The following is a 10,101-nucleotide window of genomic DNA, read 5'->3' on the forward strand; positions in this document are numbered from 1 at the left end:
AGTAATTTCAAAAAATGAAAAAAAGGACTCTAGCACACGAAAATGATTGGTATTATAATAATTACATTATGAGATTACTGATTGTAGAAGACGAGAATGATTTAAGAAACATTGTCAAAAAAAGGCTTATCAAGGAACATTACAGTGTAGATGCCTGTGGGGATGGTCTGGAAGCGATGGCTTATATCGATATGACTTCCTACGATGGTATTATTCTTGATATCATGTTGCCGGGAAAGGACGGATATGAAATCTTAAGAGAATTAAGGCAACGAGAAGATGATACACCGGTTCTGTTACTGACAGCAAAAGACAGCATTGAAGACCGTGTCAAAGGACTGGATCTTGGTGCCGATGATTACCTGATCAAACCATTTGCATTTGAAGAACTGCTTGCAAGAATCCGTGTCATGATGCGTAGAAAGCCACAATTTACATCCAATCAACTAAAAATAGCAGATCTTATTCTGGATCGTGACACAAGAAAGGTCATAAGAGCCGGAAATGAAATTGATCTTTCTGCAAAAGAATTTATGGTTCTGGAATGTCTTATGCGCAACAAAAATATCGTAATGACAAGACAGCAGATTGAACAGAATGCGTGGGACTTTGATTTTGAAGGTGGTTCCAATGTGATCGACGTATACATTCGCTATTTGCGAAAAAAAATCGATGCACAATATGAACAAAAACTCATCCACACTGTTCGCGGTGTCGGATATGTAATGAGGGAAAACGAATGAAACAGCTGACGATCAAGAAAAAAATTACGCTATGGTACACCGGAATCATTGCCGTAGTTCTTGGGACTATTTTAGTTCTCGTCCTTCTTTTTGTGGATAAGGTTGGAATTTCTGCGACAGAAGAAGAAATCATTGCCGCAGTGACTGGTTTCTCTTCAAATATTAATTTTCAGGATGGTTCCTTTTATCTTGACGGCGATACCGAATTTTACGATGACGGTATTATGTTTTGTATTTATGACAGAAACGGACGCTTACTTTATGGAACGATTCCAACCCAATTTCCAGAAGAAACTATCCTCAAGTCGAATACACCGCGAATGATAACCGGATCAAATCGAAAATGGATGATATATGACAGCGTTTACACTTACGGTGATGATGAGGAAATGTGGGTACGAGGAATTACCTCCGTACATTCTATAGAACTTTTCATGCAGACATCCGAGAAAATGCTGTTGATTGTATTCCCATTACTCATTATTCTGATCGGAGCCATCGGATATTTTATGATCAAGCGGGCATTGAGACAGGTGGATCTTATCTGCGATGAAGTTGAAAACATCAGCAATGGAAAAGATCTTTCCAAACGATTGTCTCTGCCAAAAGCAAAAGATGAATTATACGAATTGTCGGAGAAATTTAACGGAATGTTCGAGCGATTGGAACTTTCATTTGAGAAGGAGCGTCAATTCACATCAGACGTATCCCATGAACTGCGGACTCCCGTTGCTGTTATCATTTCCCAGTGTGAGTACTTATTGGAAAATGAAAACTTATCTGCGGAAGATAAGGAAGAGATTGCAGTCATCTTAAGGCAGGCAAAACGAATGTCAAAGCTGACAAGCGAAATGTTAATGATCGCCAGAAACGAACAGGATGAGCAGCATCTGATGGAAAAACTGGATTTTGGATTATTAAGCGAACTTGTAATAGAAGAACTGCAGACAAAAGCACAGGAAAAAAATATTGAGATCACCCTGCAAAAGCAGGACGACTTATTTATGAACGGCGACCAGACATTGATTTTGCGTATGATGATGAATTTAATAACCAATGCCATCAATTACGGAAAAACAAATGGACATATTCATGTTATCCTGAAGGTCGAAAATGACCAGATTGTCGGTGAAGTGAAAGATGATGGTATTGGAATAAGTGTGGAACACCTGGACAAAATCTGGGAGCGTTTCTATCGCATAGACAAAAGCCGTTCCAGAGAAAATGGCGGTACCGGACTCGGCCTTTCTATGGTGCGTTGGATTGTAAATCTTCACAATGGAAGCATTCACGTCGAAAGTATCGAAGGTATCGGAACGAGTTTTATTTTCCGATTTCCGAAAATATAAGGAGCTATCATTGTATAGTCATCATGAAGAATGATCGCTTTTTGATTTTCTATTCCCGTTCGTGTTATGAATAGGTTCTTTATATTTGGATTCGTGCATTACATAAAAATACGCATATACATTTTGTAATAGTAACAGGGAATAACCGCCAAAAGTCTGCTTGCAAAGCTGTATTGTTGAATGTGCAGATTTATATTAAGGCTGAATTTCGATATCTAATGGGGTGTCACTGGGGACAGTAAAAAAGCCATAAACACCGTCCCCATTATAGACTGTAACGAATATACATATCTTCCCAATCCATGAACAATACGTAAAATACCTTTCCGTATTGCGGGCTCTCTACAATTCTTCCATGATCAAGCACCGAAAAATAAGTTCCGTCAGCTTTTCGAAGATGGAAGAGAATATAAAGACTATTGAAAACAATTGGTCAACCGTTATAAAAGGACAATAAACAAATCGGAATCAGTAGGAGGATCATTATGAGATTTTATAACATATTTTTCAGCCCCACAGGGGGTACAGAGAAAGTAGCAGATATTGTTGCGAAAGGGACGAAGCTGGATGCTGAAGAAATCGACCTAATTAAAGAACCAGATAAACTCATGAAGGTGAAATTTGAAAAAAAGGACCTATGTTTGGTTGCTGTACCGTCTTACGGTGGACGCATTCCATCAGTTGTAACGGATATGTTCCGCAAAGTAAAGGCAAATGGTACGAAAGCAATTCTTGTGGCAGTATTTGGAAACCGTATGATTGATGATACTCTATTGGAACTACAGGATGTTCTGGAGGCATCAGGATTTGTATGCATCGCAGGAATGGAGGCTGTCGCAGAGCATTCCCTGATGCACCAATTTGGAACCGGACGCCCGGATCAGCAGGATGAAAAGGAATTGCTGGAATTTGCCGCAAAGATTATGCAAAACAGCGAAGCACAAAGGACACCTGCATTTCCGGGAAACAGACCATATCGAGAATATGGTGGTGTTCCGCTCAAACCTGTTGCAAATGGAAAATGCACTTCCTGCGGTCTGTGCGCAAAAGAATGCCCGGCAGGTGCCATTCCGTTGGACAATCCGAAGATGACCGATAAGGATAAGTGCATTTCTTGTATGCACTGTGTAGCAGTCTGTCCGAAGAAAGCAAGAAATTACAGTAAGCTTGTCAGTTTTATCGCTGGACTGAAAATGAAGAAGGTTTGTTCCGGTAGGAAGGAAAATAAATTGTATTTATAATAGGGCGAGCAATACAATGAGAAACATGTAAATTCAAGTTTGGAAAATTAAGAAAAGCGGAATTGTGAGGTTAAATATGATAAATAAAACGGAATGGAACAGAATGATGGAGGGTAAATTATATAATCCCTATAAAGTTGGTGATAATTCGTTTGAAAACGTTCATGCAGCTCAAAAAAAGTTTAATGAATCAGAATACTGGAACGATAAAAGTGCTTTTGAAGAATTGAAAAAATGCTTTAAAGTAGCTCCTGTGGATATGGTACTAACGCCTCCGGTCTATTTTGATCATGGCGATAGAATATCATTTGGAAAACATTTTTATGCTAATACAGATTTGACTATATTAGATGAAAATTATGTTACGTTTGGGGATAATGTATTTTTGGCTCCCCACGTAAGTATATATACAGCAGGTCATCCGATTGATAAGGATATACGCAACTTGGAACTGGAATATGCCAAGGCTGTAACAATAGGCGATAATGTCTGGATCGGTGGAAATGTTGTAATTAATCCCGGTGTCACAATTGGAAGTGATGTAGTCATTGCTTCTGGTTCAGTTGTGGTAAAAGACATTCCAAGCCATGTTGTTGCAGGAGGTAATCCGTGCCATGTAATTAGACAAATAACAGATAAGGATAAAAATAATTGGCACACGCAACTAAAAGAATATGAAGATGATATTGAAAAGTAGATTTTTGTAATAGTTGTTTCGACAATCGGAAGTTGGTGATTTTATCATGATTTTGTGCTTTTCAGGAACCGGCAACAGCCGTTATATAGCGAAAAAAATTGCAGCTGAATTGGAGGATGAGATTGTAGATGTGAATGCAAAAATCAAGGCAGCAGATTATTCGCCAGTAAAAACAGGTGAGAATGTAATCGTTGTAACTCCGACTTATGCGTGGCGTATTCCCCGAATTGTGTCGGATTGGCTTTCAAAAATGAAATTGCTTTCTGCAAAACGTATTTGGTTTGTTATGAACTGCGGTAGTGAAATTGGCAATGCGTCAAAATATAATAGTAGTCTTGCTGAGCGAAAGCACTTATGTTATATGGGTACATCTCAAATTCTTATGCCGGAAAACTATATTGCCATGTTCGATGCACCCCAAGCAGAGGAAGCAAGAAAAATTGTAAAAAATGCTGAGCCTACTATTGTGGATACCATTGCCTGTATTAAAGCAGAACAACCTTTCCCTGTACCACGAAACAATCTCTACGACCGTTTTATGAGTGGTCCGGTAAATCCTATTTTTTATCAGTTCTTCGTGAAAGCTACTGCATTTCAGACAGATGATACTTGTATCGGATGCGGTCAATGTGTTAAAAACTGCCCAAAGAATAACATTGTACTTGAAAACGGAAAGCCGATATGGGGGAATCAATGTACTCACTGTATGGCATGTATTTGTTATTGCCCCACAGAAGCAATAGAGTATGGCAAAAAGAGTATAGGAAAACCGCGTTATCATTTTGAGCAGTTAAAGATGAAATAACGCCGATACAGGACTTTTTATAATCCTATACCGGCGTTTGTTGTTTACGTGAGAATGTGTTTTACGCTTATTTTCCAAATGTATTGCTGGATTTAGCGGCAGCTTTAGCTGCCATGGTGTTTGTGGATTCAAACAAGGAAGCTGTCGGTGCGACCGGACACATCAGTACTCGTCCTGTTCCACGATAAACATTTACCAGACCCTCTCCGCTAACTGCAGATCCGACAAGTGTTTTTGTAGATCTTTCTACGGTAAATTCAAGATTTGATGACCAGCATACAGCAAGGTTTCCATCAATTTTCAGTTCATCATTTTCCAATATGACTTCAATTAATTCATCTTCGGGAACATTAGACTCCAGTGCAGCTACACCATTTCCCTGCAAACTCAGATTAAACAGACCTTCGTTACCTAATACTGCTGATGAAAGGTTCTTTCTGGCTACAACTTTACTTTTTACATTTGCATCACAAGCGAGGAACATGCCATCTTCAATTGTCATTCCGGCTGGTCCCCATTTGCCAATGTCTGCAAGGATAATATATTTGTATGTTGGCTCTAATACCAGGCAGCCTTCACCAACATATTCCGGTTTAACTGCGGTTTCTTTTGTAACTGCACCCTTGAGTGCCTTTCCAAGGAAATCTCCGATACCCTTTACACCAGATGTGGCTTGTACATTACCACCCATCCACTGCATGGCACCAGCCTGGATAATAGCTGAATGGTCTTTATCAATATCAATAACAACCTGTCTTCTTCTGACATTCATTTTACTCATGAAATACTCATTCATTGCATTCATAGGTGAAACGCTGGCATCCTGCACATATTCAAGCACATGGAAGTTTCCGATACTTTTCGCATATTTTCTGTTTTCATTTTGTAAGTTTTCAATTCGCATAGCATAATCTCCCTTTTAATAATAATTTATGATGTTGCTCGTATATGCTTATTATAAAAGAGTCAGCATAGATAGAAAACAATTCGTGCAGAGAAATATAAAGACAGAATTCTCAAAATTCGAGAAATATAAAGCTGCAATTTCTCATGGTGGATGTGTATTATGAAAAATAAATTTGTTATAGTGACAATATCAACAAAAAAGCAGAATATAAATGGGGTGATCAGATGGAAGCAGCACAGAGAATTCGATTAATCCGGATAATAGAAAAGATGGAGAAAAATCTGGCATTCAGTAATAAGCTTGGTATAAAGAACACATCTGAATATTTATCAGAAAAAGAACAGAAAAAATGAAAGACGCATATCAAAATGAGTTTCAGAAGGAGAAAAAAATGTTATCGTTATTATTTGCAATTTGTATGATTTGGTTTGTTGGAAAATTTTTTGTTTTTGGGTTAAGAGCATCCTGGGGAATTATGAAACTACTTTGTACAGTTATTTTCTTTCCGGTGATATTGATTGGTATGGTTATAGGTGGACTGATGTACATTGCTTTTCCATTGTTGATCATTGGTGGCATTATAGCATTGGTGACGTCACATTCATAATGGATCAGGAGGAAGAAAACGAATAGGATATGATATTGAAAAAGAAAAAAGAGAAGCAATTGAAGCTGGGCGTAGAGCTTTGAACAGTCTTCAGACAGCAAAAGAAAATCTAAACAGTATTTTTTAAACCAGCAGGTGCTTGGATTCATTTTGCAATCGATTATTTAAGAGCTTTGAACACAGAAAATTATGAAGACCTGTTTTATGCAACAATTAAAGAAAAAGATGTGGACGAACTTGAAAAAGGCAGGTTTTGGATTTTTTCGTATGAAATGGAGTTTGATGGTTTTTTTGATGCGAAATCTTATGAATACATTATTTGTCAGGAGGATGAAGTGGTGGAAAGTTGGAAAAGATTTTTTAATCGCGGCACGAACTGGAAAGATTTTCCACAAGTAACTTCTTATGAGGAGTATCGAAAGATAACAGACAAACAGCATTTAAGCAAAGCCAAAAGCATGCCGATTAAGTTTTTAAAAACTTCTGGTAAAGGTTTTTTTATAGATAAGGATGGCTATGCACTGGGAATTCGAGATGAATTGGCAGATGTAATTAAAGTTGATGCTTTTAAGAAGCAGATGAAAGATATTATTGAGTATTGTACGATGGAATATTATCGAAGACGGTATGTAGAGAAGTAATCATAAGTATTATTTACAGTAGAAGTAACAAAGTGGATTGTGAGGTGTCTGACATGTTAAAAAATGTACTAATTGTAGTAGATGATATAGAAAAATCCATAGAGTTTTATAAGGACTTATTTGGACTGCAGGTGATTCTTCAGAATGAAGGGAATGTGATCTTATCGGAAGGTCTTGTTTTGCAGGACGCCGGTTTATGGGGAAAGACGTTGGATGAGATTTCTACACCATTCAATAATAGGATGGAACTGTATTTTGAGGAATTTGATATAGATGGATTGCTTGCAAAATATGAATCTGGTAAGTATTTCGTCCGATATGCCACTGAACTAACAGAAATTGCAGGTGGCCAGAAACTTGTAAGGCTGTATGATCCGAGTGGCAATCTCATCGAGGTTCGTACGCCATTTATGTCTAATTAAAGGAGAAGATATGCAGATTTTTGTTGATGCAGATGCCTGTCCGGTAGTTGGTATTGTTGAAAAAGTTGCAAAAGAGCACAGTGTTCCTGTAACGTTGTTGTGTGATACCAATCATGTGTTATCTTCTGATTACAGTGAGGTGATTGTAGTTGGAGCCGGAGCAGATGCCGTGGATTATAAACTGATCAGTATTTGTCATAAAGGCGATATTGTTGTATCACAGGATTATGGTGTGGCTGCAATGGCATTAGGAAAAGGCGCATATGCGATTCATCAATCCGGGAAATGGTATACCAATGAGAATATTGATCAGATGCTTATGGAGCGTCACTTGAACAAGAAAGCACGAAGGGCATCCGGAAAGAATCACTTAAAAGGATCACGAAAACGAACAGCAGAGGATGATGAGCATTTCAGAGCGTCTTTTGAAGAAATGATACATATGGCGATGGACAAGGAGAATTAATTTGAATATACAGATTTTTGGAACAAAGAAGTGCAATGATACAAAGAAAGCAGAACGTTTCTTTAAGGAACGTGGGATCCAGTTTCAGTTTATTGATATGAAAGAAAAGGGCATGAGTAAGGGTGAATTTAATTCAGTTGCTCAGGCAAATGGTGGACTGGAAAATATGATCAACTGGGAGGGCAAGGATAAGGATCTGCTTGCGCTCATTAAGTATATTGCAGAGGAAGATAAACTTGAGAAGGTACTGGAAAACCCGCAGGTGATTAAGACACCGGTGGTTCGTAATAGAAAACAATCCACTCTTGGATATCAGCCGGATATCTGGAAAACGTGGAAGTAAGAGTGCCGGTAGATTTTTGGCCAAGATAAATAAACCTGGATTATTCACGGAACAGTATCTGAACTGATAACTGTACCATGAATCCCAAAATTGACCCATGTAGACTAAACATCGCTCAACCAATCTCCAAAAAGGGTATAAAATCCCTATGACAAGTTTTGAGCAATTATCAGGCTGTCAAGGTTCGTTAATAGTTGCTATTCCAGCTGTACATTCAGCTTACCGATATTTGAAAGTGTCTCATAGAATTCATTTTTATAAGGGCAGCTGCTACACAGCTTGAATGTGATATATCTTGCTGAATGAACTACTTTTGCAGCAAGCTTCTTTTGTAAAGCAGATTAAAGCAAGAAAGAAGATTCTACTTCTTGGAAATCATGACAAGAAGAAGGATTATAAAGGATTGTTCGATGAAATTTACGATGGTCCATTATTGATTGCAGAAAAAATACTTCTTTCGCATGAACCAGTGTATGCTTTATCTTGGTGCTTGAATATTCATGGACATGATCACAGCAACATTGAGCCTTACAAAATAGGGTGTAAGCATTTGAATTTGGCAGCCAATGTCTGTGGCTATATGCCGGTTAGTCTTGGCAAGCTGATTAAAGAGGGAATTCTTTCTGATATTTTAAGTATTTATCGAATTACTATAGACCAGGCAACAGGGGAGAAAAAGAATGGAGAAGCAGTTCCCGACAATTGATAAAGTGAAAACCGGAAAGCAGATCCGCCATCTCATGGATTCTCTGGGGTTAACGGTTATGGATGTACAGAAATATATGGGTCTTGCCACACAGCAGGCAGTCTATCATTGGCTGAATGGGAGAAGTCTTCCAAGTATAGATAATGTATATGCATTGAGTGAATTATTCAGGGTTCCTATAGATAAAATTATTTGTGGAAATCGGGGATATCAACCTGAGCAAAGATCCATATATTATAGACTTAAGGCATATGTGAAATATTTGCAACTGTATGTGGAGGTCACCTATGAGGATGTTTCCCTATTCTCCAATTAATTATTCTGTAGCAGAGCCATATGATGTGCGTTGCACATTTGATGAAGAGCATCATGAATGGATCTATGTGTTTTCTATGCCAGAAAAAGACAAGGCGGTGCTTGAAGAAATCTGTAAAGCCTATAATATAAAGGCGGAAGATTTGATTCGACAATTTTATTTGTGGGTAATACGAGAGCCGGAAGCGGCGGCACAGTGGCTGAAAGGTGAAAATAATCGGAAGAACGCTCAGAGGCTGTTTTACAGTGGGGGAAAAGAAAAAATATCAAAAAATTGATGATTAATGGTGAGCTTGTGATAGAATGGAAAAAAAGAAAAGCATAAAGGATGTAGTTGCGGAGAATATTTGTTATGATTAGAAAGTTGCTGAACGAAGATATTGATAGAGTTGCTGACATATGGTTAAAGACAAATCTGAAAGCACATTATTTTATTATCAATCAATACTGGAAAAGTAATTATGAATTAGTGAAAGAAATGATGTCACAATCCGAAGTCTATGTGTATGAAGATGATAAAATGATTCAAGGATTTGTAGGATTAAATGATGAATATATCGAAGGTATTTTTGTCTCTGATGAGATGCAGTCATGTGGCATAGGTAAGCTTTTATTGGATTATATTAAGGATAAAAAAGTTAGCTTACGATTAAATGTATACCAGAAGAATGCCAGAGCAATTTCTTTTTTGTCAAAGAGAAGGGTTCATTATTCAATGTGAAGGTTTGGATGAAGCTACTGGTGAAAAAGAGTACACCATGCTATGGAAACGAAAATAGAAATCGTTAAGGAAAGAATCGAAGGTGGTGCAAACGAAAAAGCAGTATGGAGACTTTTCATTAACTGCCCTTTCGTTTGC

The 10,101-nt window shown here is 37.9% G+C and carries 15 protein-coding genes and 1 pseudogene; 15 read left to right on the forward strand and 1 reads right to left on the reverse strand.

What is annotated here, in order from left to right:
* Nucleotides 1–68 precede the first annotated feature (68 nt).
* The 5 genes from GPK60_RS12445 to GPK60_RS12465 all read left to right on the forward strand — a co-directional run bounded on the left by GPK60_RS12445 (nt 69) and on the right by GPK60_RS12465 (nt 4,835).
* Nucleotides 69–743 (forward strand): response regulator transcription factor, encoded by a 675-nt coding sequence (locus GPK60_RS12445; protein ID WP_215660398.1) that lies wholly within the window; start codon nt 69–71, stop codon nt 741–743.
* Nucleotides 740–2,092, forward strand: a complete 1,353-nt coding sequence (locus tag GPK60_RS12450) for a HAMP domain-containing sensor histidine kinase (protein ID WP_215660400.1) — start codon at nt 740–742, stop codon at nt 2,090–2,092. The genes GPK60_RS12445 and GPK60_RS12450 overlap by 4 nt, the downstream gene beginning before the upstream one ends.
* A 485-nt stretch (nt 2,093–2,577) precedes the next feature.
* Nucleotides 2,578–3,333 carry a 4Fe-4S binding protein gene (locus GPK60_RS12455; RefSeq protein WP_173866598.1) on the forward strand — a complete coding sequence of 252 codons (756 nt, stop codon included), beginning with the start codon at nt 2,578–2,580 and terminating at the stop codon, nt 3,331–3,333.
* A 76-nt stretch (nt 3,334–3,409) separates the two neighbouring features.
* Nucleotides 3,410–4,030: a sugar O-acetyltransferase gene (locus GPK60_RS12460; RefSeq protein WP_022118040.1), complete on the forward strand. Its 621-nt coding sequence runs from the start codon at nt 3,410–3,412 to the stop codon at nt 4,028–4,030.
* Nucleotides 4,031–4,076: 46 nt separating this feature from the next.
* Nucleotides 4,077–4,835 carry an EFR1 family ferrodoxin gene (locus tag GPK60_RS12465; protein ID WP_215660402.1) on the forward strand — a complete coding sequence of 253 codons (759 nt, stop codon included), beginning with the start codon at nt 4,077–4,079 and terminating at the stop codon, nt 4,833–4,835.
* 67 nt (nt 4,836–4,902) lie between these two features.
* Here the strand turns inward: GPK60_RS12465 and GPK60_RS12470 are convergent, their stop codons facing one another.
* On the reverse strand, nt 4,903–5,739 hold the full coding sequence (locus tag GPK60_RS12470; protein ID WP_215660405.1) for an AIM24 family protein: 837 nt from the start codon (nt 5,737–5,739) through the stop codon (nt 4,903–4,905).
* A gap of 227 nt (nt 5,740–5,966) precedes the next feature.
* On the opposite strand from GPK60_RS12470, the gene GPK60_RS15585 reads away from it, so the two are divergent.
* From GPK60_RS15585 to GPK60_RS12520, 10 genes and pseudogenes are all read left to right on the forward strand, one after another.
* Entirely contained in the window at nt 5,967–6,095 is a 129-nt protein-coding gene (locus GPK60_RS15585) for a hypothetical protein (RefSeq protein ID WP_274601136.1), read from the forward strand.
* Nucleotides 6,092–6,349 (forward strand): hypothetical protein, encoded by a 258-nt coding sequence (locus tag GPK60_RS12475; protein WP_252191397.1) that lies wholly within the window; start codon nt 6,092–6,094, stop codon nt 6,347–6,349. Before GPK60_RS15585 ends, GPK60_RS12475 begins: the two co-directional genes overlap by 4 nt.
* 173 nt (nt 6,350–6,522) lie before the next feature.
* Entirely contained in the window at nt 6,523–6,990 is a 468-nt protein-coding gene (locus GPK60_RS12480) for a hypothetical protein (RefSeq protein ID WP_173897663.1), read from the forward strand.
* 53 nt (nt 6,991–7,043) lie between these two features.
* Nucleotides 7,044–7,412, forward strand: coding sequence for a VOC family protein (locus GPK60_RS12485; RefSeq protein ID WP_173866986.1), 369 nt, complete (start codon nt 7,044–7,046; stop codon nt 7,410–7,412).
* 10 nt (nt 7,413–7,422) lie between these two features.
* Nucleotides 7,423–7,878, forward strand: coding sequence for a YaiI/YqxD family protein (locus GPK60_RS12490; RefSeq protein WP_173897664.1), 456 nt, complete (start codon nt 7,423–7,425; stop codon nt 7,876–7,878).
* A gap of 1 nt (nt 7,879) precedes the next feature.
* Complete coding sequence (locus tag GPK60_RS12495; protein ID WP_215660410.1) at nt 7,880–8,221, forward strand: arsenate reductase family protein; 342 nt, start codon at nt 7,880–7,882, stop codon at nt 8,219–8,221.
* A gap of 295 nt (nt 8,222–8,516) precedes the next feature.
* Nucleotides 8,517–8,927: a hypothetical protein gene (locus GPK60_RS12505; RefSeq protein WP_215660413.1), complete on the forward strand. Its 411-nt coding sequence runs from the start codon at nt 8,517–8,519 to the stop codon at nt 8,925–8,927.
* Nucleotides 8,902–9,243, forward strand: a complete 342-nt coding sequence (locus tag GPK60_RS12510; RefSeq protein ID WP_022117918.1) for a helix-turn-helix transcriptional regulator — start codon at nt 8,902–8,904, stop codon at nt 9,241–9,243. Before GPK60_RS12505 ends, GPK60_RS12510 begins: the two co-directional genes overlap by 26 nt.
* Nucleotides 9,221–9,520, forward strand: coding sequence for a hypothetical protein (locus GPK60_RS12515; protein ID WP_173897666.1), 300 nt, complete (start codon nt 9,221–9,223; stop codon nt 9,518–9,520). Before GPK60_RS12510 ends, GPK60_RS12515 begins: the two co-directional genes overlap by 23 nt.
* 74 nt (nt 9,521–9,594) lie before the next feature.
* Nucleotides 9,595–10,021 (forward strand): annotated as a pseudogene (locus tag GPK60_RS12520) (GNAT family N-acetyltransferase).
* Nucleotides 10,022–10,101: the final 80 nt, after the last annotated feature.

The organism is Ruminococcus sp. MCC718, assembly GCF_018783905.1.
Taxonomy (GTDB): Bacteria; Bacillota; Clostridia; order Lachnospirales; family Lachnospiraceae; genus Hominisplanchenecus; species Hominisplanchenecus faecis.

Excerpts from the sequence above, each read along its gene's own strand:
- GPK60_RS12445 (WP_215660398.1), top strand. The coding sequence starts at position 69 with ATGAGATTACTGATTGTAGAAGACGAGAATGATTTAAGAAACATTGTC.
- GPK60_RS12450 (WP_215660400.1), top strand. The coding sequence starts at position 740 with ATGAAACAGCTGACGATCAAGAAAAAAATTACGCTATGGTACACCGGA.
- GPK60_RS12455 (WP_173866598.1), top strand. The coding sequence starts at position 2,578 with ATGAGATTTTATAACATATTTTTCAGCCCCACAGGGGGTACAGAGAAA.
- GPK60_RS12460 (WP_022118040.1), top strand. The coding sequence starts at position 3,410 with ATGATAAATAAAACGGAATGGAACAGAATGATGGAGGGTAAATTATAT.
- GPK60_RS12465 (WP_215660402.1), top strand. The coding sequence starts at position 4,077 with ATGATTTTGTGCTTTTCAGGAACCGGCAACAGCCGTTATATAGCGAAA.
- GPK60_RS12470 (WP_215660405.1), bottom strand. The coding sequence starts at position 5,739 with ATGCGAATTGAAAACTTACAAAATGAAAACAGAAAATATGCGAAAAGT.
- GPK60_RS15585 (WP_274601136.1), top strand. The coding sequence starts at position 5,967 with ATGGAAGCAGCACAGAGAATTCGATTAATCCGGATAATAGAAAAGATG.
- GPK60_RS12475 (WP_252191397.1), top strand. The coding sequence starts at position 6,092 with ATGAAAGACGCATATCAAAATGAGTTTCAGAAGGAGAAAAAAATGTTA.
- GPK60_RS12485 (WP_173866986.1), top strand. The coding sequence starts at position 7,044 with ATGTTAAAAAATGTACTAATTGTAGTAGATGATATAGAAAAATCCATA.
- GPK60_RS12490 (WP_173897664.1), top strand. The coding sequence starts at position 7,423 with ATGCAGATTTTTGTTGATGCAGATGCCTGTCCGGTAGTTGGTATTGTT.
- GPK60_RS12510 (WP_022117918.1), top strand. The coding sequence starts at position 8,902 with ATGGAGAAGCAGTTCCCGACAATTGATAAAGTGAAAACCGGAAAGCAG.
- GPK60_RS12515 (WP_173897666.1), top strand. The coding sequence starts at position 9,221 with ATGTTTCCCTATTCTCCAATTAATTATTCTGTAGCAGAGCCATATGAT.